The sequence below is a fragment of the Methyloversatilis sp. genome (assembly GCF_965284615.1).
Taxonomy (GTDB): domain Bacteria; phylum Pseudomonadota; class Gammaproteobacteria; order Burkholderiales; family Rhodocyclaceae; genus Methyloversatilis.
On sequence record NZ_OZ260098.1, the window covers coordinates 1273919 to 1299529 of the forward strand.

Annotated in this window: 23 protein-coding genes, 1 tRNA gene and 2 pseudogenes; 24 read left to right on the top strand and 2 right to left on the bottom strand. The window is 64.5% G+C overall.

The genetic code is table 11. The features are described 5' to 3' along the window. Window positions 1-48: 48 nt before the first annotated feature. Complete coding sequence (locus ACQ66H_RS06090) at window positions 49-792, bottom strand: OmpA family protein (RefSeq protein ID WP_430433239.1); 744 nt, start codon at window positions 790-792, stop codon at window positions 49-51. Window positions 793-932: 140 nt separating this feature from the next. Continuing rightward, complete coding sequence (locus ACQ66H_RS06095; RefSeq protein WP_430435603.1) at window positions 933-2264, bottom strand: TRZ/ATZ family hydrolase; 1332 nt, start codon at window positions 2262-2264, stop codon at window positions 933-935. Window positions 2265-2441: 177 nt separating this feature from the next. Between ACQ66H_RS06095 and gyrA the strand changes: the two genes are divergently transcribed. From gyrA to pheS, 24 genes and pseudogenes are all read left to right on the top strand, one after another. After that, entirely contained in the window at window positions 2442-5051 is a 2610-nt protein-coding gene (gyrA, locus tag ACQ66H_RS06100) for a DNA gyrase subunit A (protein WP_430433240.1), read from the top strand. 8 nt (window positions 5052-5059) lie between these two features. Next, window positions 5060-6145: a 3-phosphoserine/phosphohydroxythreonine transaminase gene (gene serC / locus ACQ66H_RS06105; RefSeq protein ID WP_430433241.1), complete on the top strand. Its 1086-nt coding sequence runs from the start codon at window positions 5060-5062 to the stop codon at window positions 6143-6145. Then, entirely contained in the window at window positions 6146-7246 is a 1101-nt protein-coding gene (pheA, locus tag ACQ66H_RS06110) for a prephenate dehydratase (RefSeq protein WP_304006980.1), read from the top strand. It abuts the gene before it with no gap. Then, entirely contained in the window at window positions 7243-8340 is a 1098-nt protein-coding gene (gene hisC, locus ACQ66H_RS06115) for a histidinol-phosphate transaminase (protein ID WP_430433242.1), read from the top strand. The genes pheA and hisC overlap by 4 nt, the downstream gene beginning before the upstream one ends. Continuing rightward, complete coding sequence (locus ACQ66H_RS06120; protein ID WP_430433243.1) at window positions 8337-9215, top strand: prephenate dehydrogenase; 879 nt, start codon at window positions 8337-8339, stop codon at window positions 9213-9215. The genes hisC and ACQ66H_RS06120 overlap by 4 nt, the downstream gene beginning before the upstream one ends. A gap of 36 nt (window positions 9216-9251) precedes the next feature. Continuing rightward, window positions 9252-10547, top strand: a pseudogene (gene aroA, locus ACQ66H_RS06125) (3-phosphoshikimate 1-carboxyvinyltransferase). Next, window positions 10544-11209: a (d)CMP kinase gene (cmk, locus tag ACQ66H_RS06130; RefSeq protein ID WP_430433244.1), complete on the top strand. Its 666-nt coding sequence runs from the start codon at window positions 10544-10546 to the stop codon at window positions 11207-11209. Before aroA ends, cmk begins: the two are co-directional and overlap by 4 nt. A 121-nt stretch (window positions 11210-11330) precedes the next feature. Then, window positions 11331-13037: a 30S ribosomal protein S1 gene (rpsA, locus tag ACQ66H_RS06135; protein WP_430433245.1), complete on the top strand. Its 1707-nt coding sequence runs from the start codon at window positions 11331-11333 to the stop codon at window positions 13035-13037. Between the two features lie 97 nt (window positions 13038-13134). Further along, window positions 13135-13440, top strand: a complete 306-nt coding sequence (locus tag ACQ66H_RS06140; protein WP_019919106.1) for an integration host factor subunit beta — start codon at window positions 13135-13137, stop codon at window positions 13438-13440. Window positions 13441-13451: 11 nt separating this feature from the next. Then, complete coding sequence (locus tag ACQ66H_RS06145) at window positions 13452-13688, top strand: LapA family protein (RefSeq protein WP_020163942.1); 237 nt, start codon at window positions 13452-13454, stop codon at window positions 13686-13688. 12 nt (window positions 13689-13700) lie between these two features. Next, window positions 13701-14876, top strand: coding sequence for a lipopolysaccharide assembly protein LapB (gene lapB / locus ACQ66H_RS06150; RefSeq protein ID WP_430433246.1), 1176 nt, complete (start codon window positions 13701-13703; stop codon window positions 14874-14876). A 19-nt stretch (window positions 14877-14895) separates the two neighbouring features. Further along, window positions 14896-15846 (top strand): D-glycero-beta-D-manno-heptose-7-phosphate kinase, encoded by a 951-nt coding sequence (rfaE1, locus tag ACQ66H_RS06155; protein WP_430433247.1) that lies wholly within the window; start codon window positions 14896-14898, stop codon window positions 15844-15846. 37 nt (window positions 15847-15883) lie between these two features. Then, window positions 15884-16591 carry a ComEA family DNA-binding protein gene (locus tag ACQ66H_RS06160; protein WP_430433248.1) on the top strand — a complete coding sequence of 236 codons (708 nt, stop codon included), beginning with the start codon at window positions 15884-15886 and terminating at the stop codon, window positions 16589-16591. A gap of 27 nt (window positions 16592-16618) precedes the next feature. Further along, on the top strand, window positions 16619-17521 hold the full coding sequence (gene cysM / locus ACQ66H_RS06165) for a cysteine synthase CysM (RefSeq protein ID WP_430433249.1): 903 nt from the start codon (window positions 16619-16621) through the stop codon (window positions 17519-17521). Continuing rightward, window positions 17505-19514: a hypothetical protein gene (locus ACQ66H_RS06170; protein WP_430433250.1), complete on the top strand. Its 2010-nt coding sequence runs from the start codon at window positions 17505-17507 to the stop codon at window positions 19512-19514. The genes cysM and ACQ66H_RS06170 overlap by 17 nt, the downstream gene beginning before the upstream one ends. 23 nt (window positions 19515-19537) lie before the next feature. After that, window positions 19538-19717, top strand: coding sequence for a hypothetical protein (locus ACQ66H_RS06175; protein WP_430433251.1), 180 nt, complete (start codon window positions 19538-19540; stop codon window positions 19715-19717). Continuing rightward, on the top strand, window positions 19714-20124 hold the full coding sequence (locus ACQ66H_RS06180; protein WP_430433252.1) for a YdbL family protein: 411 nt from the start codon (window positions 19714-19716) through the stop codon (window positions 20122-20124). Before ACQ66H_RS06175 ends, ACQ66H_RS06180 begins: the two co-directional genes overlap by 4 nt. A gap of 39 nt (window positions 20125-20163) precedes the next feature. Beyond that, entirely contained in the window at window positions 20164-20955 is a 792-nt protein-coding gene (locus tag ACQ66H_RS06185) for a 3'-5' exonuclease (RefSeq protein WP_430433253.1), read from the top strand. A gap of 65 nt (window positions 20956-21020) precedes the next feature. Continuing rightward, a tRNA-Val gene (locus ACQ66H_RS06190) sits at window positions 21021-21097 on the top strand. Between the two features lie 196 nt (window positions 21098-21293). Then, window positions 21294-23215, top strand: a pseudogene (gene thrS / locus ACQ66H_RS06195) (threonine--tRNA ligase). Then, on the top strand, window positions 23178-23765 hold the full coding sequence (infC, locus tag ACQ66H_RS06200; protein ID WP_081627197.1) for a translation initiation factor IF-3: 588 nt from the start codon (window positions 23178-23180) through the stop codon (window positions 23763-23765). The pseudogene thrS and the gene infC overlap by 38 nt, the downstream one beginning before the upstream one ends. A gap of 164 nt (window positions 23766-23929) precedes the next feature. Then, window positions 23930-24127, top strand: coding sequence for a 50S ribosomal protein L35 (rpmI, locus tag ACQ66H_RS06205; RefSeq protein ID WP_019919094.1), 198 nt, complete (start codon window positions 23930-23932; stop codon window positions 24125-24127). 12 nt (window positions 24128-24139) lie between these two features. Next, window positions 24140-24499: a 50S ribosomal protein L20 gene (rplT, locus tag ACQ66H_RS06210; protein WP_024300567.1), complete on the top strand. Its 360-nt coding sequence runs from the start codon at window positions 24140-24142 to the stop codon at window positions 24497-24499. Between the two features lie 69 nt (window positions 24500-24568). Then, a complete protein-coding gene (pheS, locus tag ACQ66H_RS06215) occupies window positions 24569-25600 on the top strand; it encodes a phenylalanine--tRNA ligase subunit alpha (protein WP_430433254.1) in 1032 nt (343 codons plus the stop codon). Window positions 25601-25611 lie beyond the last annotated feature (11 nt).

Sequence of the window (25611 nt, forward strand, 5' to 3'; positions counted from 1 at the left end):
AAAAAGCCCTGCACGAATGCAGGGCTTTTGACGAGATCGGGAACCCGATTACTTCTGGGTACCGATGATCTCGATTTCAACGCGACGATCCGGCTGCAGGCAGTCCACCAGCTTCTTGTTGCTGCGGTGTTCCTTGCCCATCTTCATGCAGCTGTCGCCGGTCACCGGCTGGGCTTCACCCTTGCCTTCGGTGTAGACGCGGTTGGCTTCAACGCCCTTGCTCACCAGGTAGTCCTTGACGGCGGCAGCGCGCTTTTCCGACAGGGTCTGGTTGTACTTGTCCTTGCCGATGCGGTCGGCGTGACCAACGGCGATGATGACTTCCAGGTCGATCGAGCTCAGCTTGCTGACTGCGTCGTCGATCTTGGACTTGCCTTCCGGACGCAGCGTGGCCTTGTCGAAATCGAACAGGGCGTCAGCCGACAGGGTGACCTTCTGCGCAGCGGGCTTCGGAGCCGGAGCGGGGGCCGGAGCCGGCTCCGCAGCCTTCGGCGCCGGGGCGGCGGCAGGAGCCGGCTTCTCGCAGACGTCCTTCGGCAGCAGATCCTTGTCGCAGGCGCAACCGACTTCCGGGATCGAGGCAGCGTAGGCCGGCGTCCAGTAACCGGTTCTCCAGCACAGGCCGTCGGCGCTGCGGGCGACGACGCCACGGGCGTCGATCACGTAGGGAATGTGGGCCTTCATTGCCGGGTTGACCTTGATGTCTTCCATGGCCGACACGTTGGAGGCGAAACCGGCCGTGGCGGCCAGCAGGGCGATGAGCAGCGGTTTTTGCGTCAGTTGTTTGAGCATGATCCCCTCTTATAAAACTTGAAGCGGTTGTCAACCGGCCTGCCCGCCTGTCTTGGACCTGACAGGCAAAACTGGCGGCAAACCCACGTAAGACTGTGGTGTTGCCGGGCAGCGATGCATAAAAACAAGGCCGCAAGCCGTTATAGAGCCACCTGATTTTGCCACAGGCGCGCACGTGCCTTCAAATCGTTGTTGTGCAGGTGCAACAAGCTTCCATTCTCCACGCGCGCTTCTCCTGCGACCCATACATCGGTCACGTGTTCCCGGCCCGCAGCATAGACAAGATGCGAAACGGGTGAGTAGCACGGGCGTGTCGTCGCGTCGTCGAGACTGACTGCGCACAGGTCAGCACTCTTGCCGGGGCGGATGGAACCTGTTTCAGCATCGATGCCCAGCGCGCGGGCGCCACCTAGTGTTGCCATGTGCAACAGGTGTCCGGCTGCAAGGGCGGCCGCGTCGCCAGAGGTGAGCTTTGCCAGCAGTCCGGCGTGCCGCATCTCCTGGAACATGTCCAGCCGGTTGTTGCTGGCGGCACCGTCGGTGCCCAGCCCGACATTGACGCCGGCCGCAGCCAGCGCGGCGGTCGGGCTTGCGCCGCTGGCCAGCTTCATGTTCGACGTCGGACAGTGCGCCACGCTGGCGCCTTCGCGGGCGAGCAGGGCGATGTCGTCGTCGGTCAGGTGCACCGAATGAACGGCGATCAGGTTGGGGCCGAGGAGGCCAAGCCGGCGCAGTCGCTCGAGCGGGCGCACGCCATGTTGCGCGATACCCTGTTCGATCTCGTCAGCGGTTTCGTGGATGTGCATGTGGACTGGCAGATCCAGTTGCTCGGCCAGTGTGCGGACGCGTTCGAAAGTGGCGTCTGAAACGGTGTAGGGCGCGTGCGGCGCCAGCGTGAAGTGCAGTAAAGGTTCGTGCTTGAAGCGATCGCGCACGGCAAGACCCTTGCTGAGATACTGGTCGGCATCGGCCGCCCAGGCACTTGGGAATTCCAGTACGACGATGCCCAGCGCCGCGCGCATACCCGCCTCCAGCGCCGCTTCGGCCGCTGCATCAGGGAAGAAGTACATGTCGCTGAAGGTGGTAACGCCACCGCGGAGCATTTCGGCGCAGGCGAGCAGGGTGCCGTCGCGCACGAAGTCGTGGCTCACGTGCTTCTGTTCGGCCGGCCAGATATGTTCGGTCAGCCAGCGCATCAGTGGCTGGTCATCGGCGTAGCCACGCAGCAGGTTCATCGCGGCGTGAGCGTGCAGGTTGATGAGTCCGGGGGTGAGCACATGTTCGCCCAAGGTGCGCAGCGTGCGCGGCCGGTAGCGGCGGCGCGCCTCGTCCGACGGCAGCAGGTCGGCGATACGCCCGTCCTGCACCGCAACGGCGTGATGTTCGAGGACGACGCCGGCCGGCTCGACCGGGATGACCCAGCGGGCTTCGATCAGCAGGTCGATGTCGGTCTGGGCTTCGTGGCTCTGCATGGCAGACGGATTCGGCTCTCTGGATTCAGGTGGCGCAGTGTAGTCCGGCGGCTGCCCGCTGAGGGCCCCGAGGTCGATGCAAGCGCATGTTAAACTTGTGGTTTGGCTGAACAAACCGGCGGTTTCCAACGCGCCGGGTTCATTTCAACAGACAGCCGACGTCCGCCCGATCCCCCGATGACCACATCTTTTGCCAAGGAAACACTGCCCATTTCGCTCGAAGACGAAATGCGGCACTCCTATCTCGATTACGCGATGAGCGTGATCGTCGGCCGCGCGCTGCCCGATGTGCGCGACGGCCTGAAACCTGTGCATCGACGCGTGCTGTTCGCGATGCACGAAGCGAACATCACGCACAGCCGTCCTTATGTGAAGTGCGCGCGTGTGGTCGGTGACGTGATGGGTAAGTATCACCCGCACGGCGATTCGGCGATTTACGACACGCTGGTCCGGATGGCGCAGGACTTCTCGCTGCGCTACACGCTGATCGACGGTCAGGGCAATTTCGGTTCGGTTGACGGCGACAACGCGGCGGCGATGCGTTACACCGAGTGCCGTCTGGACAAGATCGCGGCCGAACTGCTGGCCGACATCGACAAGGAAACGGTCGATTTCGGGCCGAACTACGACGGCAAGGAGCAGGAGCCGCTGGTCCTGCCCAGCCGCATCCCCAATCTGCTGATCAACGGCAGCGCCGGCATCGCGGTCGGCATGGCGACCAACATCCCGCCGCACAACCTCGGTGAAGTACTCGACGCCTGCCAGTTGCTGCTGAAAGAGCCGGAAACGACGATCGAGCAGCTGATCGACATCGTGCAGGCGCCCGATTTCCCGACCAGTGGCCTGATTTACGGGCTGTCGGGTGTGCGCGAGGGTTATCTGACCGGCCGTGGCCGTGTCGTGATGCGTGCACGCACCCACTTCGAGGACATCGACCGCGGCAACCGTCAGGCCATCATCGTTGACGAGCTGCCCTACCAGGTGAACAAGAAGACCTTGCTCGAGCGCATCGCCGAGCTGGTGAACGAGAAGAAGGTCGAGGGTATCTCCGACATCCGCGACGAGTCGGACAAGTCCGGTATGCGCGTGGTGATCGAGCTGAAGCGCGGCGAGGTGCCGGAAGTCATCCTGAACAACCTGTACAAGCTGACCCAGCTTCAGGACACCTTCGGCATGAACATGGTGGCGCTGGTCGATGGCCGTCCGCGCCTGCTGAACCTGCGCGACATGCTGGACTGCTTCCTGTCGCATCGGCGCGAGGTGATCACCCGCCGCACCGTGTTCGAACTGCGCAAGGCGCGCGAGCGGGGCCACGTGCTGGAAGGCTTGGCCGTTGCGCTGTCCAACATCGACGAAATCATCGCGCTGATCAAGGCATCGGCTTCGCGTGCGGAAGCGCAGGTGGCGCTGATGGACCGCGCCTGGAAGTCGCCGCTGGTCGACGAAATGCTGGCCCGCGCTGGCGCCGAATCCTTCCGTCCGGACGGGCTCGACGCCGCCTTCGGTTCCTTCGCCGACGGCTACCGCATGTCGGACGCGCAGGCCAAGGCCATCCTGGACATGCAGCTGGCCCGCCTCACGGGGCTGGAGCAGGAAAAGATCATGTCGGAGTACAAGGAGGTGATCGAACAGATCATCGACCTGCTCGACATCCTGGCCCGCCCGGAGCGGATCAACTGGATCATTTCCGACGAAATGCGCCAGATCCGCGAACAGTTCGCCGACGGCCGCAAGTCGGAAATCATCGTGCACACGCAGGATCTCGGCATCGAGGACCTGATCGCGCAGCAGGACATGGTGGTCACGCTGTCGCACGGCGGCTACTTCAAGCGCCAGCCGCTGGCCGATTACCGCTCGCAGAAGCGCGGTGGGCGCGGCAAGCAGGCGGCGGCGGTGAAGGAAGACGACTTCGTCGACCAGCTCTTCGTCGCCAATACGCACGACTACATCCTGTGTTTCTCGAACCGCGGCCGTGTGTATTGGCTCAAGGTCTATGAGGTGCCGGAGGGCTCGCGCAATTCGCGCGGCAAGCCCATCGTGAACCTGTTCCCCCTGTTCGATGGCGAAAAGATCACCGCGGTGCTTCCGGTCAAGGAGTTCGACGAGGATCACTACATATTCATGGCCACCGGTCGAGGTACCGTGAAGAAGACGCCGCTGGCCGACTTCGGCAACCCGCGCAAGGCCGGCATCATCGCTGTCGATCTCGACGAGGGCGACGCGCTGATCGGCGTGGCCATCACCGACGGTTCGGACGACATCATGCTGTTCTCCGACGCCGGCAAGGCGGTGCGCTTCGCCGAAGCCGACGTGCGCCCGATGGGCCGTACCGCGCGTGGTGTGCGCGGCATGATGCTGGAGGACGGCCAGAGCGTGATCTGCATGCTGGTGTCGAAGAACGACGAACTGAGTGTGCTGACCGCGACCGAGAACGGCTATGGCAAGCGCACCCGTGTCACCGAATACCCGAAGCACGGCCGCGGCACCAAGGGTGTCATCGCGATCCAGACCAGCGAGCGCAACGGCGGCGTGGTCGGCGCGGTGCTGGTCGAGCCGACCGACGAAATCATGCTGATCTCGACCGGTGGCGTGCTCATCCGCACCAAGGTGGTGGATATCCGCGAAATGGGGCGCTCGACCCAGGGCGTCACGCTGATCAACCTCGATGACGGCACGCTGCTGGCCGGTCTGGAAAAGGTGATCGAGAGCGACAGCGAGCAGGACGCCGAAGTGGACGCCGACATCGATACCGACGCGGACGCCGCAGCCGGCGAGGGCGAGGAATAGGAAGGGCGATGCGTGCGCGCGCGTACAACTTCGGCGCCGGTCCGGCCATGATGCCGGACGCGGTGATCGAACGTATCGCGCGCGAGTGGCAGAACTTCCGCGGCGAAGGCTATTCGGCGATGGAGCTGGGGCATCGCAGCGAGCACTTCGCCGAGATCCACGCACGCGCCAAGGCCGACCTGCGCGAACTGCTGGGGGTGCCCGAAACGCACCACATACTCTTCCTGCACGGCGGTGCCACGCCGCATTTCGCGATGGTGCCGCTGAACCTCGCCCAGCCGGGCCAGAGCGCGGATTACATCCACACCGGCTACTGGTCGGACAAGGCGATGGCCGAGGCAAGCTCGCTGGTGAATGTGCGCATCGCGGCGAGTGCCGCGGCCAGCGAGTTCGACCGCGTGCCCGAGCGCGCCGGCTGGCAGCTCGACCCGGCCGCGGCCTATGTACACATCTGCGCCAACGAAACGATAGGCGGCGTCGAGTTCGCCGACTATCCGGACACCGGAGACGTACCGCTGGTGGCCGACATGTCGTCCAACATTCTGTCGCAGCCGCTGGATGTCGCGCGTTTCGGCCTGATCTATGCCGGTGCGCAGAAGAACATCGGTCCGGCCGGCCTGGCCATCGTCATCATCCGTGACGACCTGCTTGGCCGCGTGCGCAGCGGCGTGCCGTCGGTGATGAATTACGCGCGGCACGTCGAATGGGATTCGATGTACAACACACCTGCAGCCTTCGCCATCTGGGTGGCGGGGCTGGTGTTCGAGTATGTGAAGAAGGAGGGCGGTGTCGCCGAGATGGCGCGCCGCAGCGCGGCCAAGGCCCGATGCATCTACGACGTGCTGAACGCCTCCCGGCTGTACACGAACCGTATCCAGCCCGCCTCGCGCTCGCGCATGAACGTGCCCTTCTTCCTGCGCGAGCCAAGGCTGGAGACACGCTTTCTCGACGGTGCGCGCCGGCGCGGCCTGCTGAACCTGAAAGGTCATCGCGCGACCGGCGGCATACGCGCGTCGCTCTACAACGCGATGCCGCTGGACGGCGCGCGCGAGCTGGCCGAATACATGACTGAATTTGAACGCAGACACGGTTGAATGATGGCCTCCGATCCGAGCTCGAACGACGAATTACTGAAACTGCGCGACGCCATCGATGCGATCGATACCCAGGTGCTGCAGCTCATTTCCGAGCGCGCACGGCACGCGCACCGCATCGGCGAAATCAAGCACGGCAACATCTACCGCCCGGAGCGCGAAGCGCAGGTGCTGCGCCGGCTGGCAGACGACAATCCGGGCCCGCTGCCGCCGCAGGCGGTGAAGACGGTGTTCCGCGAAATCATGTCGGTCTGTCTGGCGCTGGAACAGCCGCTGACCGTCGCCTTTCTCGGACCGGTCGGCACCTTCTCGGAGAGCGCGGCGCGTCGCCATTTCGGTTCCGCCCCGACCTTCCTGCCGCACGCCACGATCGACGATGTGTTCCGTGCTGTCGAGTCGGGCAACGCGTCCTACGGCGTCGTGCCGGTCGAGAATTCGACCGAGGGCGCGGTCGGTCGCACGCTGGACATGCTGCTCAGCACGACACAGATGGTGTGCGGCGAGGTGATGCTGCGTGTCGAGCAGAACCTGATGACGCGCGATACCTCTCTGAAGGACATCCGCTGCGTCTACTCGCATGCGCAGTCGCTGGCGCAGTGCCACGAGTGGCTGAATCGCAATCTGCCCGGCGTGCCGGTCATCGCCGTGGCCAGCAATGCCGAGGCGGCGATCCGTGCGTCGGAGGAAGAACGCGCTGCGGCGATCGCCGGCGAGGCTGCCGCGGCCGCCTACGGCCTGAAGATACTTGCGGCGAACATCGAGGACGATCCGGCCAATACGACGCGCTTCCTGGTGATCGGCGAGCACGATGCCGGCCCGTCGGGCCGCGACAAGACTTCGATGATCTTCACCGTGCAGAACAAGTCGGGCGCTGTCGTGCGTCTGCTTCAACCGCTGGCCGAGCAGGGCGTCAGCATGACCAAGCTGCAGTCGCGCCCGGTGCGCGGTTTCGGTAATGGTGGCTGGCAGTATGTCTTCTATGTCGATATCGAAGGTCACCAGAGCGAACCTGCGGTGAGCGAAGCACTCTCACGCATCCGTGCCGAGGCCGGGTCGTTGAAGGTGCTCGGTTCCTATCCCGTTTCCGTGAGCAGTTCATGAGCGTTTTCGACCGCGCTTCGGCGCACATCCGTTCGATTTCCCCTTACCAGCCGGGCAAGCCGATTTCGGAACTGGCCCGCGAAATGGGGCTGGACGAGGCGGGCATCGTCAAGCTGGCGTCCAACGAGAATCCGCTGGGCATGAGCGATAAGGCAAGGGCCGCTGCGCTGGCGGCGATTGCCGACGTGCCGCGCTATCCGGACGGCAACGGCTTCGACTTGAAGCAGGCGGTTTCGCGGCATCACGATGTCGCGATGAACCAGATCGTGCTCGGCAACGGCTCGAACGACATTCTCGAAATGGTTGCCCGCGCGCTGCTCGGTCCCGGCAGCAGCGCCGTCTATTCGAAACACGCCTTCGCTGTCTATCCGCTGGCGACGCTGGCGGCGGGCGCCACCGGCATCGAAGTGCCGGCGCTCGACTATGGCTGCGATCTCGACGCGATGCGCGCGGCCATCCGCGACGACACGCGCGTCGTGTTCATCGCCAACCCGAACAATCCGACCGGTACCTTCATCGAGGCCGGCGCGCTGGAACGTTTCGTCGCCGCCGTGCCGCGCGACGTGCTGGTGGTGCTGGACGAGGCCTACAGCGAGTATCTGCCGTCGCATCTGGCCTACGACAGCGCGCGCTGGCTCGAGCGCTACCCGAACCTGCTGGTGTCGCGCACCTTCTCCAAGGCCTATGGTCTGGCCGGTCTGCGCGTCGGCTACGGCATCGGCCAGCCGGACGTGATCGACCTGCTCAATCGGGTGCGTCAGCCGTTCAACGTCACCAACGTCGGTCTGGCGGCAGCCGTCGCCGCATTGGCGGACCAGGACTTCGTGCGCCGCTCGGCCGAACTGAACGCGGCCGGCTTGAAGCAGATGGAAGCCTTCTTCGACGCGGCCGGCATCGGCTACATCCGCTCCTACGGTAACTTCATCGCTTTCCGCGCCGGTGATGGTGCAGCCGTCAACCGCCGGCTGCTGGAGCAGGGCGTCATCGTGCGGCCGATTGCCGGCTACGCGATGCCCGAGTGGCTGCGGGTGTCGATCGGACTGGAAACCGAGAACGCGCGCTTCATCGATGCGCTGAAAAAGGCGCTGGCGTGAGTGACGTACTGATCGGACGTCTGGTCGTTGTCGGCGTCGGCCTGATCGGCGGCTCCTTCGCCGCCGCGCTGCGCCGGGCCGGCCAGGTCGGTGAAATCGTCGGTGTTGGCCGCAGTGCGGACAGCAAGCGTGAAGCGCTCGAACTCGGGCTGATCGATCGCGCCGAATCCGACTGGGCCGCTGCGCTCGCGGGCGCCGATCTGGTGCTGCTGGCGATGCCGGTCGGCCAGATGGAGGCGGTCATGTCGGCGATGCTGCCTCACCTCCCGGCGCACACGGTGGTCACCGACGCCGGAAGCACCAAGGGCGACGTCGTGGCGGCGGCCCGCCGTTGCTTCGGCGAGCGTGTGCGTCAGTTCGTACCCGGTCATCCAATCGCAGGTGCCGAGAAGAGTGGCCCGCAGGCAGCACGTGCCGATCTGTACGAGCGGCGCCGTGTCGTGCTGACGCCCCTGGCGGAGAACGGCGGCGCGGCCATCGAACTGGTGCGCCAGGCCTGGCTGGCCTGCGGTGCGCTGCTGACCGTGACGACGCCCGAGCACCATGATCGCTGGCTGGCGTCGGTCAGCCATCTGCCGCATCTGCTGTCCTTCGCGCTGGTGTCGGAACTGGCTGCGCGCTCGAACGCCGAAGAGATCTTCAATCTGGCGGGTGGTGGCTTTCGCGATTTCACACGCATCGCCGGCAGCCATCCGGAGATGTGGCGCGACATCTTTTTCGCCAACCGCGAGGCGCTGCTGACCGAACTGAGCGCTTACGAAACCGAACTTGCACGCTACCGCGCGCTGATCGAATCCGGCGATGCCGCCGGCCTCGAGTCGCTGATCGGTACCGCGCGTGAAGCACGTACCGCCTGGGCGCAACGCCAGGGCTGAACACAACACGAGGCGCATGGGCGCCGCCCGAACACGATGAAAACCGAATTCCTCGACCTTTCGCCCGCTTCGTCCGCACGCGGCACGCTGCGGCTTCCGGGCTCCAAGAGCATTTCCAACCGCGCCTTGCTGCTGGCCGCGCTGGCCGAGGGCGATACGCTGCTGCACGACCTGCTGTCGTCGGACGATGTCGACCGCATGCTCGATGCACTGCGCACGCTGGCCGTTAACTGGTGCCACGCCGGTGGCGACGACTACGTCATCAGCGGCACCGGTGGGCGCTTCCCGGTCAAGAAGGCAGACCTCTTCCTCGGCAATGCCGGTACCGCCTTCCGTCCGCTCACCGCCGTGCTGGCGCTGATGGGCGGCGAGTACCGCCTGCACGGCGTGCCGCGCATGCACGAGCGGCCGATCGGAGATCTGGTCGATGCGCTGCGCCAGGTTGGCGCTCGCATCGACTACGAGGGCAACGACGGCTTTCCGCCCTTGCGCATCCATCCGGCGCAGATCAACGAAGTGCCGGTGGTGCGCGTGCGCGGCGACGTGTCCAGCCAGTTCCTGACCGGCTTGCTGATGGCTTTGCCGCTGACCGGCCGCGCACTGCGCATCGAGGTCGAAGGCGAGCTGATTTCCAAGCCCTACGTCAACATCACGCTGGCGCTGATGCGCCAGTTCGGCGTCAACGCCGAGCGCGAGGGCTGGGCGGCGATCAATCTGCCGGCCGGTGCGCGCTATGTGTCGCCCGGCGAGTGCTTCGTCGAGGGGGACGCGTCGTCCGCCTCCTATTTCCTGGCCGCAGGGGCCATCGGCGGCGGTCCGGTGCGTGTCGAGGGCGTCGGTCGCGACTCGGTGCAGGGCGATGTCGCCTTCGCGCAGGCGCTCGAACAGTTGGGTGCCGTGGTGGCGATGGGGCCGAACTGGATCGAGGCGCGCGCGCCCGAGGGCGGTTGACTGCGCGCATTCGACCTTGACCTGAACCACATTCCGGATGCCGCGATGACGCTGGCCATCTGCGCGCTGTTCGCCGACGGCCCGAGCCGGCTGCGCAATATCGCCAGCTGGCGGGTCAAGGAAACCGACCGTATTTCCGCGATGGCGATCGAACTGCGCAAGCTCGGCGCCACGGTGGAGGAGGGCGCCGATTACCTCGCCATCACGCCGCCGGCGACCCTGACGCCGGGGGCTGCTATCGACACCTACGACGATCACCGTATGGCGATGTGCTTCTCGCTCGCCACGTTGGGTGGTGTGCCGGTGCGCATCATGGACCCGGGCTGCGTGGCCAAGACCTTCCCCGAATACTTCCGGCGCTGGTCGGAGGTGGCGGCATGAACGACGTTCCGGTCATTGCAATCGACGGCCCGTCGGCCTCCGGCAAAGGTACGGTCGCCGCGCGTGTGGCGGCGGCACTGGGCTTTCACCTGCTGGACAGCGGCGCGCTCTACCGCCTCACCGCTGTGGCTGCTATGCGTGCCGGCGTTGCGCTCGACGATGAGCCGGCGCTCGGGAAGCTCGCCGCAGCGCTCGACGTACGCTTCGCCGACGGCTCGACCTGGCTGGCTGACGAAGAGGTGTCGGACGCCATGCGCAGCGAGGCGGCCTCGGTCGGCGCATCGAAAGTGGCGGTCCATGGTGCGGTGCGTGCGGCGCTGCTTGAGCGCCAGCGCGCCTTCCGCCAGGCGCCAGGGCTGGTCGGCGACGGCCGCGACATGGGCTCGGTGGTGTTCCCGGACGCGCGCCTGAAGGTGTTCCTGACCGCCAGCGTCGAGATTCGCGCCGAACGCCGCTATAAGCAGTTGATCGAAAAAGGTGTTTCTGCTAGTCTGGAAAGTCTTTCGCAAGATTTGCGGGAACGGGACGAGCGGGATCGCAACCGGGCACATGCGCCATTGGTGCAATTGCCTGACGCCATTCTGCTCGATACCAGTTCGATGACCGTTGATGCCGCCGTCCAGTTCGTGCTGGATGCGTGGGAAAAAGTGAAAGCGGACTGAATGGCGTGTTTGCTTCCGGATGGTTCCGGATGCACGTCGGCAGTCCAAGGCGCACGGGGCGAGCAAGTCGCTCCCTGCTGTGTTCATACCTAACCCGTTGCCGCGCAAGCGGCTTTTGCCAATGTCCCAAGTTGCCCAGTCGTCCGACTCCATGGAAAGTTTTGCCGCGCTGTTCGAGGAAAGCCTCACGCGCCAGGAAATGCGCGCCGGTGAAGTCATCACCGCCGAAGTCATGCGCGTGGATCAGAATTTCGTCGTCGTCAATGCCGGCCTGAAGTCGGAAAGCTACATCTCGATCGACGAATTCCGCACCGATCGCGGTGAACTGACGGTCGCCCCCGGCGATTACGTCAGCGTTGCAATCGAAATGCTCGAGGATGGCTACGGTGAAACCCGCCTGTCCCGCGACAAGGCCAAGCGCATCGCCGCATGGAACGAACTGGAAAAGGCACTGGGCGATGGCTCCATCGTCAAGGGTCTGGTGTCGGGCAAGGTCAAGGGTGGTCTGACCGTCATGACCAACGGCATCCGCGCCTTCCTGCCGGGTTCGCTGGTCAACCTGCGTCCGGTCAAGGACACCACGCCGTACGAAAACAAGGAATTCGAATTCAAGGTCATCAAGCTCGACCGCAAGCGCAACAACGTCGTTGTGTCGCGTCGCGCCGTGCTCGAACTGACCGCCGGTGAAGAGCGCGAAAAGCTGCTCGAAAACCTCAAGGAAGGCACCGTCGTCAAGGGTATCGTCAAGAACATCACCGACTACGGCGCGTTCGTCGACCTCGGCGGTATCGATGGCCTGCTGCACATCACCGATCTGGCCTGGCGCCGCGTGCGTCACCCGTCGGAAGTGCTGGCGGTCGGTGACGAAGTCGAAGCCAAGGTGCTCAAGTTCGACGCCGAGAAGAACCGCGTGTCGCTGGGTCTCAAGCAGCTGGGCGAAGATCCGTGGGTAGGCATCTCGCGCCGCTACCCGCAGGGCACCCGCCTGTTCGGCAAGGTGACCAACCTGACCGATTACGGCGCATTCGTCGAGATCGAGCAAGGCATCGAAGGCCTGGTCCACGTGTCCGAAATGGACTGGACCAACAAGAACATCCACCCGACCAAGGTTGTCCAGCTGGGCGACGAGGTCGAAGTGATGATTCTCGAGATCGACGAAGACCGTCGCCGGATTTCGCTGGGCATGAAGCAGTGCATGCCGAATCCGTGGGAAGACTTCTCGATGAACCACAAGAAGGGCGATAAGGTCCGCGGCCAGATCAAGTCGATCACCGACTTTGGCGTGTTCATCGGTCTGACCGGCGCCATCGATGGCCTGGTTCACCTGTCCGACCTGTCGTGGTCGTTGCCCGGCGAAGAAGCCGTGCGCAACTACAAGAAGGGTGACGAAGTCGAGGCCGTCGTGCTGTCGATCGATGTCGAGCGCGAGCGCATCTCGCTCGGTGTCAAGCAGATGGATGGAGATCCCTTCACCAACTTCATCGCCACCCACGACAAGAACAGCGTCGTGCGCGGCACCGTGAAGACGGTGGATGCCAAGGGCGCCGTGATCGCGCTGAACGAAGATGTCGAAGGCTACCTGCGCGCTTCGGAAGCTTCGCGTGACCGCGTCGAAGACCTGACGACCATCCTCAACGTCGGCGACGAGGTCGAGGCGATGATCGTCAATCTGGACCGCAAGACCCGTTCGATCACGCTGTCGGTGCGTGCGAAGGATCAGGCTGAACAGAATGACGCCATCCAGAAGATCCAGGCAGAGGGTACGTCGGCCAGCAGTGGCACGACCAACCTCGGCGCGCTGCTGAAGGCGAAGCTGAAGAACTCCTGATCGTTTCGCACGATCGGTGTTCACGTGACAACGCCGCCTGCGGGCGGCGTTGTCTTGTCATCACCCGGCAAGGTTGAAATCGCTCATCTGATACGTCATGACCAAATCCGAACTGATCACCCGGTTGGCCACCCGCTTCCCGCAACTGGTCGCCAAGGACGCCGATTACGCCGTGAAGATGATCCTCGATGAAATGACCGCAGCGCTGGTGCGCGGCGATCGCATCGAAATCCGCGGTTTCGGCAGCTTTTCGCTGAACCATCGCCCGCCGCGCGTGGGCCGTAACCCGAAGTCGGGCGAGAAGGTCATGGTTCCGGAGAAGCGGGTACCGCATTTCAAGGCGGGCAAGGAACTGCGCGAGCGCGTTGACAACGCGCTGAACACTGCAGGCCTCGTGGCCTGACATCCGCCGCAATGGCGATACTTAACTGGCTGCTGCGCATCGTCGTCTTCCTGTTGCTGCTCGGCCTCGCGGCCCGTAACAGTGATCCGGTGACGGTGCGCTTCTTCTTCGGACACGAGTGGCGCGTGGAGTTGTCCCTCGTACTGCTCGCTCTGTTCTTCTTCGGCGCCCTGCTGGGCGCATTGGCCGGGTGGTCGCTGGCGCGCAGTCGCGCCGCGCACGACGGACAATCGCCGACCGCCGACTGACCCGCTTCCCACATGGAAATCGAACTCTGGTGGCTCCTGGCCCTGCCGCTCTTCTTCGGGCTGGGCTGGCTTGCCGCGCGCATCGACATCCGGCATCTCGTGCGCGAGTCGCGCGCGCTGCCGCGCTCCTATTTCGCCGGCCTGAATTTCCTGCTGAACGAGCAGCCGGACCGCGCAATCGACTCCTTCATCGAGGCGACCAGCAAGGATCCGCAGACGGTGGAACTGCAATTTGCGCTCGGCAATCTGTTCCGCCGTCGTGGTGAAACCGATCGTGCGATCCAGATCCATCAGGCGCTCGCCGCCCGCGAGGACGTGCGTGCCGAACAACGGCTGAATGCGCGCCTCGAACTGGGTCTCGACTTTCTCAAGGCCGGACTGCTGGACCGCGCAGAGGAGGCATTCGTCGGCCTGCGCGGCAGTGCGGTCGATATCGAGGCCCTGCACCACCTGCTGGACATCTACCAGCAGGAGAAAGAGTGGCACAAGGCGATAGACATCGCCCGCGCGCTGCCGGAAAACGAATCGCACCGTGCGCAGAAGGACATCGCGCAGTTCCTGTGCGAACTCGCCACACAGGCGCTGGCGCAGTCCCGCATGGGCGACGCGCGAAGCCTGCTCGGCGAGGCACTGACCACGCATCGCAAGTGCGTGCGCGCATTGATGCTGCTCGGTGATGCGGCCGCCGCTGAGCAGAAGTGGGAAGAGGCAATCGAGCACTGGCAGCGCATCGAGCAGCAGAATCCGGTCTATCTGGCGCTGGTGGCCTCGCGCATGGCCGACGCCTACCGCAAGCTCGGGCGCGAACGCCAGGGCATCACGCTGCTGAAGAGCTATCTCGAACGGCACGCCTCGCTCGATCTGCTCGACGTCGTGTTCAAGGAGGAACTCGACGCCGAAGGCCCGACGGGCGCACTGACACTCGTGCGTGAGGAACTGCGCCGCAATCCGACCCTGCTAGGCCTGGACAAGCTGCTGGAGGCGCAAATGCAGACGCTGCCGCCGGAGGCACGCCCCGATTCCGATCTGATGAAGAACATCATCCACGCGCACACGCGGCGCGTCGCGCGCTACCGTTGCGATAGCTGCGGCTTCAAGGCGCGCCAGTTCCACTGGCATTGCCCGGCCTGCGGCGGCTGGGAGACCTATCCGCCCAAGCGCACCGAAGAATTCGACCTGACACCCTGATCAACGCACCGAGCACCGCATGAGCCTGACGCTTCCCGATACCTGCAACGCGCGCATCCTGGTCGCCGGCGACGTGATGCTGGACCGCTACTGGTTCGGCGACGTGCAGCGCATCTCTCCCGAAGCGCCGGTGCCGGTGGTCAAGATCGACCGCGTCGAGGAAAGACCGGGCGGCGCGGCCAACGTGGCACGCAACTGCGCGGCGCTCGGTGCGAAGGTGAGCCTGCTGTCGGTGGTCGGTGCCGACGACGCAGGTCGCACCTTGCGCGCGCAGATGAAGGCCGCGCGCATCGCCGCCAGCCTGCACGAAGACCCGCAGCTGGATACCACGATCAAACTGCGCGTGATCGGCCGCCAGCAGCAGTTGCTGCGCATCGATTTCGAGAGTGCGCCGGCGCGCGAGGTGCTGTGTGCCAAGCTCGACGAGTTCGCACGCCGCGTGAAGGACGTCAACGTGGCCATCCTGTCCGACTACGGCAAGGGCGCGCTGGCCGACATCCGCGACATGATGGACATCGCGCGTGCGGCCGGAAAGCCGGTGCTGGTCGATCCCAAGGGCGACGACTACACCCGTTACGCCGGCGCCACGCTGCTCAAGCCGAACCGCAGCGAATTGCGCGAGGTGGTCGGCAGCTGGGCTGACGACGACGATCTGGCGCGTCGCGCCACCGCGCTGCGCGACGAACTTGGGCTCGGTGCGTTGCTGCTGACCCGCTCGGACGCCGGCATGAGTCTTTATTCGGCCGACGGCGTGGTGCACGAGAGCGCGCTCGCGCGCGAGGTATATGACGTCAGCGGCGCGGGCGACACGGTGATCGCCACCATGGCGGTCATGATGGCCAGCGGCTGTTCGCAGGTTGACGCGATGCGCCTGGCCAACCGTGCCGCCGGCATCGTGGTCGGCAAGCTGGGCACCGCCGTGTGCGCGCTCGACGAACTCGCAGCCGACCTGCGCCACGTCGGCGCCTGAGCGGTATCCTTCCAAGGTCATCGTTCCGGGAGTCGTCATGCGTCGCCTGTTCTGCATGCTGCTGTGCCTGCTTGCCGCGCCCGCTTTCGCGGTACTCGACCTGAACAGTGCCACGGAAGCCGAACTCGACGCATTGCCCGGCGTCGGACCGAGCCGTGCGCAGGCCATCATCGAGCACCGTACGAAGAACGGTCCCTTCAACTCGGTGGACGAACTGCGCAACGTGAAGGGCATTGGTGACAAGACCTTTGCCGAACTGAAGCCGCTGCTGGTCGTTGGCACGGGCACGTCGGCACCCGTCGCACCGCGTGCCGACGTGCCCGCAGCTCCGCAAGCCGCGCCGGCCCCGTCCGGCGGTTTCCCGTGGTGGATCGTCGCAGTCATTGCCGTCGGCGCAGCGATCGCTTTCGTACTGATGCGTCGGCGCGGCACGCCGCAGGCGCCTGCACAAGTTCCAGTGTCGGTGCCCGAAGCGCCTGTGCCGCCCGTCAGGCCTACCGTTGGCAGCGCACCGAAACCCGCCGCATCCTCGGCGCCGCCGCGTCCGGCAGGCGACACAGCGCACGCCACATCGGGTAACGCCTCCGCACCGCCGGCACGACCGGCGGGTGCGCCGCCTCGGCCGGCGGGCAGCAGTGCGCCCGCCCAGTCGTCTGCCCCATCGGCCGACACTGCAGCAGATGCGCCATCGTCCGCGCCGCCAAAACCGGCGGGCGCGCCACCGAAACCGGCCGGCTCGCGCTGAGACGGCCTCACCGAACCCAAGGCAGCCATGCACTACAAGACTCTCGAAGATTTCGTCGGCAACACGCCGCTGGTCCGCCTGCAGCGTATTCCGGGGGCCGACAACGACCGCCGCGGCAACGTCATCCTGGCGAAGCTGGAAGGCAATAACCCGGCCGGTTCGGTCAAGGACAGGCCGGCGCTGTCCATGATCAAGCGCGCGGAGGAGCGCGGCGACATCAAGCCGGGCGATACGCTGATCGAGGCGACCAGCGGCAACACCGGCATCGCGCTGGCGATGGTGGCGGCCATGCGCGGCTACAGGATGATTCTGGTGATGCCGGAGAACCAGAGCATCGAGCGTCGTCAGAGCATGGCCGCCTATGGCGCAGAACTGGTGCTGACGGCAAAGGAAGGCAGCATGGAACTGGCGCGCGATACGGCCGAGAAACTGCGCGATGAAGGCCGCGGCGTCATCCTCGACCAGTTCGGCAACAGCGACAATCCGCGCGCGCACATCGAAGGAACAGGGCCGGAGATCTGGCGTGACACCGACGGGCGTGTCACCCACTTCGTCAGTTCGATGGGCACCACCGGCACCATCATGGGCACCTCGACCTATCTGAAATCGCAGAACCCGGCGATCCAGATCATCGGCTGCCAGCCGGAAGAAGGGGCGCAGATTCCGGGCATTCGCAAGTGGCCCGAGGCCTATCTGCCGAAGATCTACGACCGTAGCCGCGTCGATCGGCTGGAGTACGTCGGCCAGCACGATGCAGAGGAAATGACCCGCCGCCTGGCGCGCGAAGAGGGCATCTGCGCCGGCATCAGCTCGGGCGGCGCGATGGTCGTCGCGCTGCGCATCGCGGCCGAGGTCGAGAATGCGACCATCGTCAGCATCGTCTGCGACCGCGGCGACCGCTACCTCTCCACGGGTGTCTTCCCTTCCTGATCGCCTGAGGGGCTTCCTTCTTGCGCTGACGCTGGCGGCGATGCCGCTCGCCGCCGGTGCCGCGTTCGAGCTTCGCTTCGACCGGCTGTCGGCGTCGGCCATCACGCTGGACGACGTGCACGTCGAGGCCACGGCGCTGGACGGTGGCCGTGCGCGCGTCCGTGCGGCACGGGCGCAGATCGCCGGGCACACGCTGCAGCAGGTGCAGCTCGACTGCGCGGATTTTTCCGCCTTGCCCGAACAGCGCTGTCGCGGTGGGGTGCTGCGCGCGCGCGGCTATGGCCCGTGGCCGCTCGAGTTTTCGGTGCGTGGTGCGCAACGGGTGCTCGACGCGAATGTCCGCTTCTCGCCGGACCTGCGTGTCACGGTCGGCGGCGCCTTGGCTGGCGCGCACCCGCATCTGACGCTACAGGCCAAGGCGGTCGATATCGCCCGCCTGCTCGCGCTCGAGCCCGCGCTGAAGTCTTTGCTGAAGGACTACGCGCCGGCAGGGCGCGCCGACGTCGAAGCCGTGCTGACGGATTTCGGCGCCGCCCGATCCCCGCATGTCGAGGCGCGTCTGCTGCTGACCGATGCACGATTCGCGTCGGCTGACGGCCTGCGTGCCGCCGAGGGCATGTCGCTCGCGCTCGCTCTTGACGCCACCCGGCAGGGTGAAGACTGGCTCGGTCGCGCCTCGATTGACTGGCGGGCCGGCGAACTGCTGTGGGACAGCATCTATCTGAAGGGTGGCGGAACGACGCTGGCGAGCGATTTCGCGCTGACTGCCGGCAGCCTTGAGCTGCGCGCCGGCACGCTGGATCTGGCCGGCGTCGGGCGGCTGAACCTGGAGGCGCTCTTCGCGCGGTCGCCGGCAACGCTGACGCGCGCGCGCGTCGAGGGCCGTTCGTTCGATCTCGACGCGCTGAACACGCGCTTTGTCGAACCGCTGTTCGCCGCGCGCGGCTGGCCGACCTTCGCAGTGTCCGGCCGCGCCGATCTTGTCGCCGAGTTCGACGCACAGGGAGTGACGGCCGCGACGCTGCACCTGGCCAACGCGGCGGTCGCCGACAAGTCGGGGCGCTGGTCGCTCGACGGCGTGACCGCGCTTTTCCCGTGGCGGCGCGATGCGCCGACCGAGCCGCACGCAGCGGTCACGTCGGCGCACTTCGACCGCTTGCCCTTCGGTGCCTTCGAACTGAAAGCACGCGTGGCGGCCGACCGGGTGTCGCTCGAACCGGTGCGCATCCCGGTGCTCGATGCCGGGCTGCGACTCAATCTGCTCGATTTCCAAAGGGCCGACGGCCGCTGGCGCGGCGATCTGTCCTTTGATCTGGAGCCGGTGTCGATGCCGGAACTGAGCGAAGCGCTGGGCCTGCCGCGCATGGCCGGCAGCCTGGGCGCCAGCGTGCCGCACGTGAGTTGGCGCGACGGCGTGCTCTCACTGGACGGTCAATTGCTGATCCGCGTGTTCGACGGCTATGTTGCCGCCACCGGGCTGCGCGTCATCGAACCCCTCGGGACGACGCCGCGTGTTCTTGCCGACCTCCAGATGCGTTACATCGATCTGGAGGCGCTGACCGACACGGTGAAGTTCGGCCGCGTCACCGGCCGTCTCGACGGCGACGTGAAGGGGCTGGAACTGTTGCGCTGGCGGCCCGTGGCCTTCGCTGCGCACATACGGTCGAGTGAGGGCGACTATCCGCGCGTGATCAGCCAGAGAGCGGTGCAGAACATTACCGCGCTTGGCGGGCCGGGTGCGGCGGCGGCGATACAGCGCAGCTTCCTCGGTTTCTTCGAGCGCTTCGGCTATCGCCGGATCGGCCTGTCCTGCGTGCTGCGCGACGGGGTGTGCGATATGGACGGCATCGCGCCGCGCGGCGACGGATTCATGCTGATCGAGGGCGGCGGCATCCCGGCGCTCAGCGTGGTTGGCTACAATCGGCGCGTTGACTGGCCTGAGCTGATCGAGCGACTGCGGCGGGTGACCGACGCAAAGCCGGTCGTCAAATGAATGGAGACACGATGACAAGTGCAATGACCAGGACGATCTGCCTGATGTTGATGGGCGCTGCGCTGTCGGCGGCGTGCGTCACCATCAATATCTATTTCCCCGCTGCAGCGGCAGAAAAGGCAGCCGACCGCATCATCGACGAGGTATGGCAGTTGAAGAAGGAACAGGGCAGCAAGACCCAGCCGGAAGGAAACCCGCAATGAACACACTGAAACGCATGGTCCTGCTCGGCGCGATGTGGGCGGCGACGGCATGGGCGCAGGGCAATATCGAGATCAATACGCCGGCGATCAGCCAGATCAAGTCAAGCATGCAGGCGAGGCATACGCAGCTCGCGCCGCATTACGCGTCCGGTGCGGTCGGTCTGGGTGCCGACGGCAACGTCGTGCTGCGCGATGCCAATGCAGTGCCGCTGGCGCAACGGCAGGCGGTACAGGGCCTTGTTGCGCAGGAGAACACGGACCGCGCCGCCCTCTACCGCGAGATCGCCCGCGCCAACGGTCACCCGGAATGGGAGGCGGACATCCGCTCGACCTTTGCGCAGCGCTGGATCGAGCGCGCGCAATCGGGCTGGTACATCCAGTCCGGCGGGCAGTGGTCGCGCAAGTAACAGCATTCGAACAACAACACAAAGTCACACGGGATTTTCATGGCCGCCGTACTCGTATTCGATATCGAAAGCATTCCGGACGTCGCCGGCATCCGCGCGCTCAACAATCTGCCGGATGAGCTGTCCGACGCCGAGGTGGCCGAGTTCGCCTTCCAGCAACGTCGCGCCGCTGTCGGTCACGACTTCCTGCCCTTGCATCTGCAGCGCGTGGTGGTCATTTCGTGCGCGCTGCGCGATGCGAAATCGCTGAAGGTGTGGTCGCTGTCCGAGCCGGAGAACGGCGAGGGCCAGATCATCCAGCGCTTCTACGAGGGTATCGAGAAGCTGACGCCGCAGATCGTGTCGTGGAACGGCGCCGGCTTCGACCTGCCGGTGCTGCACTACCGCGGTCTGATTCACGGCGTGACCGCGCCGCGCTATTGGGAAATGGGCGAGGGCGACGGGCCGGACGCACGCGAATTCAAGTGGAACAACTACATCAGTCGCTACCATTCGCGCCACCTCGACCTGATGGACCTGCTCGCGCTGTATCAGGGCCGTGGCAATGCGCCGCTCGACGATCTGGCGAAGCTGATTGGTTTTCCCGGCAAGCTGGGCATGGATGGTTCGGCGGTATGGGGTGCATGGCAGCGCGGCGAGATTGCCGGCATCCGCGATTACTGCGAAACCGACGTGCTGAACACCTTCCTCGTGTTCCAGCGCTTCCAGTTGATGCGTGGCGTGCTTGACCGCGCGCAGTACGACGCCGAGATCGCTTTCGTGCGCGAATGGCTGGCCACCCAGCCGGGCGAACACTGGAAGGAATATCTCGCGGCGTGGAAAACAGCCTGACTCGGCTAGCGTGAAAAAATGTCTTGAACGGGAGCGAGATTTCGCTATACTTGCGCGCTCTCTTCAGGCGCGTAGCTCAGCTGGTTAGAGCACCACCTTGACATGGTGGGGGTCGTTGGTTCGAGTCCAATCGCGCCTACCAACACACACTGCAGGGCTTGAAAGGCAGCGTTATGACACCGCGAACTCGTTTCACCCCGGTATCGATCACTGCCTGAGGCCTGCAGCCAAAGACGCACGTTCTGACGTGCGCAGACAGAAAAGTGCGGCCGAGGCCGCACTTTTTTTTCGTCCATAGATTTCATTACATCCCCGTTACCGATTTCCGGAGCAAGACCATGGTCAACATCACCCTGCCTGATGGTTCGGTCCGCAGTTTCGAATCCGCCGTGACGGTGCGCGACGTCGCCGCATCGATCGGCGCAGGTCTTGCGAAGGCGGCCTTGGCCGGCCGTGTGGACGGCAAGCTCGTCGATACCTCCTTTGTCATCGAGAACGACGCGCAGCTGGCCATCGTGACCGACAAGGACGCCGACGGCCTCGACATGATCCGCCACTCGACGGCCCACTTGCTCGCGTACGCGGTGAAGGAGCTGTTTCCCGACGCGCAGGTGACCATCGGACCGGTGATCGACAACGGCTTCTATTACGACTTCTCGTACAAGCGGCCGTTCACGCCGGAAGATCTGGTGGCGATCGAACAGCGCATGGCCGAACTGGCGAAGAAGGACATCCCGGTGTCGCGCGAGGTGTGGCAGCGCGACAAGGCCGTCACTTCTTCAATTCCATCGGCGAGCACTACAAGGCGGAAATCATCGCGTCGATTCCGGCCGACCAGGACGTGTCGCTGTACCGCGAAGGCGATTTCATCGACCTGTGCCGCGGCCCGCACGTGCCGTCTACCGGCAAGCTCAAGGTGTTCAAGCTGATGAAGGTGGCCGGCGCCTATTGGCGCGGTGACGCGAAGAACGAAATGCTCCAGCGCATCTACGGCACGGCCTGGGCGAAGAAGGACGAGCAGGACGCCTATCTCAACATGCTGGAAGAGGCGGAGAAGCGCGATCACCGCCGCCTCGCCAAGCAGCTCGACCTCTTTCACATGCAGGAAGAGGCGCCGGGCATGGTGTTCTGGCACCCGAAGGGCTGGGTGGTGTGGCAGCAGATCGAGCAGTACATGCGCAATGCGCTCGACCGCGCCGGCTACCGCGAAGTGAAGACGCCGCTGATGATGGACCGTGTGCTGTGGGAGAAGTCCGGCCACTGGGAGAACTACCGCGAGAACATGTTCACCACGGAATCGGAAAAGCGCGACTACGCAGTGAAGCCGATGAACTGTCCCGGCCACGTGCAGATCTTCAACAACACGTTGCATTCCTATCGCGACCTGCCGCTGCGCATCGCCGAATTCGGCTCCTGCCATCGTAACGAGCCGTCCGGCGCGCTGCATGGCCTGATGCGCGTGCGCGGTTTCGTGCAGGACGACGCGCACATCTTCTGCACCGAAGGTCAGATCACGTCGGAGGTGATCGCCTTCAACGAATTGCTGCAGACCGTGTATCGCGATTTCGGCTTCACCGACGTCGCGGTCAAGCTGTCGCTGCGTCCGCCGAAGCGGGCCGGTTCCGACGACGTGTGGGATCGCGCCGAGGCTGGCTTGCGGGATGCGCTGTCGGCATCCGGCATGCAGTGGGAGGAACTGCCGGGCGAGGGGGCCTTCTATGGTCCGAAGATCGAGTACCACATCAAGGACGCGATCGGTCGCTCGTGGCAGTGCGGCACGCTGCAGCTCGACTTCGTGCTGCCTGAGCGTCTGCACGCCGAGTACGTGGCGGAGGACAACTCGCGCCAGCGACCGGTCATGCTGCACCGCGCCGTGCTCGGTTCGCTCGAGCGTTTCATCGGCATCCTGATCGAAAACCACGCCGGAAACTTCCCTTTGTGGCTCGCGCCGGTGCAGGCGGTTGTGATGAGCATCACCGAAGCCCAGGCCGATTACGCTCAAACCGTTGCAAATGCGCTACGCGACGCCGGTCTGCGCGTCGAATGCGATTTGCGCGGAGAGAAAATAAACTATAAAATCCGCGAACATAGCTTGCAAAAGCTGCCTTACCAGATTGTCGTAGGCGACAAGGAGAAGGCAGCTAACGTGGTGGCCGTGCGTGCCCGCGGAAATATCGATCTCGGGCAGATGCCTTTGAGCGACCTGATTCAGCGCTTCGCTGATGAAATCGCTTCCCGGGGCATCGATCGCACGGCTTGATTTTTTTCGTCTCGGGAGTACGAGCATCAGTCAGCAAAAATCGCAGCGCACCAATTCGGAGATCAACGCCCCTGAAATCCGCCTCGTAGGCGACGAGGGCGAACAGCTTGGAATCATGTCTTCACGCCAGGCGTTGGCCATGGCGGAAGAGGCCGGGCTCGATCTGGTCGAAATTGCGCCGCTTGCCAAGCCGCCGGTCTGTCGTCTGATGGACTTCGGCAAGTTCAAGTACCAGGAAGCCAAGCGTGCTGCCGAGGCGAAGTCGAAGCAGAAGCAGATCCAGGTCAAGGAAGTCAAGTTCCGTCCGGGTACGGACGAGGGTGACTACCAGATCAAGCTGCGCAACCTGACCCGCTTCCTTCAGGACGGCGACAAAGCGAAGGTCACCCTTCGTTTCCGCGGTCGTGAAATGGCGCACCAGGAGTTCGGTATCCGCTTGCTTGAGCGCGTCAAGACGGATCTCGAAGCGCTGGCCGTGGTCGAGCAGTTTCCGAAGCTTGAAGGGCGACAGCTGATCATGGTGCTGGCTCCCCAGAAGAAGAAGGTCTGACCGACGCTTCTCAGGAATCTGCCGGGGTGATACCTGGCGATGCGCGAGGCAAAAGCCTCGCGTCGCCGACACATCAGTGTCGGCAAAACAAGTATTCACGGGTCTGAAAGTGCAGCGAGGGGTTCGCGGCCACCTGTGAAGATGACATAAATGGAGTTTTTGTCATGCCCAAGATGAAGACCAAGAAGGGCGCTGCGAAGCGCTTCAAGGTCCGGGCGAGCGGCAGCATCAAGCGTTCGCAGGCGTTCAAGCGCCACATTCTCACCAAGAAGACCACCAAGTCGAAGCGTCAGCTTCGCGGTACGACGGCGGTGCACGCCACGGACGACGCACGCGTCCGCAACATGTTGCCCTACGCATAAGGAGGCCGAACCATGCCGAGAGTGAAACGTGGCGTGACGGCACGTGCCCGTCATAAGAAAGTTCTTGACCAGGCCAAGGGTTACCGCGGCCGTCGCAACAGTGTCTACCGGATCGCCAAAGAAGCGGTGATGAAGGCGGGGCAATATGCCTACCGTGACCGTCGTCAACGCAAGCGTCAGTTCCGTTCGCTGTGGATCGTGCGTATCAACGCCGCCGCACGTGAGCTGGGCATGACCTACTCCACGCTGATCAACGGCCTGAACAAGGCGTCGATCCAGGTGGACCGCAAGGTGCTGGCTGACCTCGCCGTGTTCGACAAGGCTGCGTTTGCCGCCATTGCGAACCAGGCCAAGGCCAAGCTCGCCGCCTGAGCGTCCCGTACGCAAAAAAAGGAGGCCAGGCCTCCTTTTTTTGTCCCTGAAATACCTGGGTAGAAGTCGATGAGTGATCTGGAAGCCCTTGTTTCGCAAGCTGAATCCGATTTTTCTGCCGCGGCCGATGCGGTCGTGCTCGAGCAGGTAAAGGCGCGCTATCTCGGCAAGTCGGGCAGCCTGACCGAACTGCTGAAGGGGCTGGGCAAGCTCGATCCCGAAGCGCGCAAGGAAGCGGGTGCGGCGATCAACGTCGCCAAGCAGAAGGTCGAGTCGGCACTGGAGGCTCGTCGCGACGCGCTGCGCCGTGCGGCACTGGAAGCGCGGCTCGCGGAAGAAGCGCTGGACGTCACGCTGCCCGGCCGTGGTCGCGGTCGTGGCGGTCTGCATCCGGTATCGCGCACGCTGGAGCGCATCGAAACGCTGTTCCGCGGCATCGGCTTCGACGTCGCGGATGGCCCGGAGATCGAAACCGACTTCCATAACTTCACCGCATTGAACACGCCGGAAAACCACCCCGCGCGTTCGATGCATGACACCTTCTATCTGGAAGGTGCCAGCGACGTGATGCTGCGCACCCACACCAGCCCGATCCAGGTGCGCTACATGCAGGCGCACGTGGCGCGTCATGCGGGCGCCGACGTGATGCCGGAAATTCGCATCATCGCGCCAGGCCGCGTCTATCGCGTTGATTCCGATGCCACGCATTCGCCGATGTTTCATCAGGTCGAAGGCCTGTGGGTCGGTGAATCGGTCAGCTTCGCCGACCTCAAGGGTGTGGTGAGCGACTTCCTGCATCGCTTCTTCGAGACCGACCAGCTGGATGTGCGCTTCCGTCCGTCCTTCTTCCCCTTCACCGAGCCGTCGGCGGAAATCGATGTCGCCTTCATGAGCGGGCCGCTGGTCGGGCGCTGGCTGGAGATCGCCGGCTGCGGCATGGTGCATCCGAACGTGCTGGGTCACTGCGGCATCGACGCCGAACGCTACACCGGTTTTGCCTTCGGCTTCGGCCCGGATCGCCTGACCATGCTGCGTTATGGCATCAATGATCTGCGCCTGTTCTATGACGGCGACGTGCGCTTCCTGAGCCAGTTCCGCTGAGGTTTCACTGA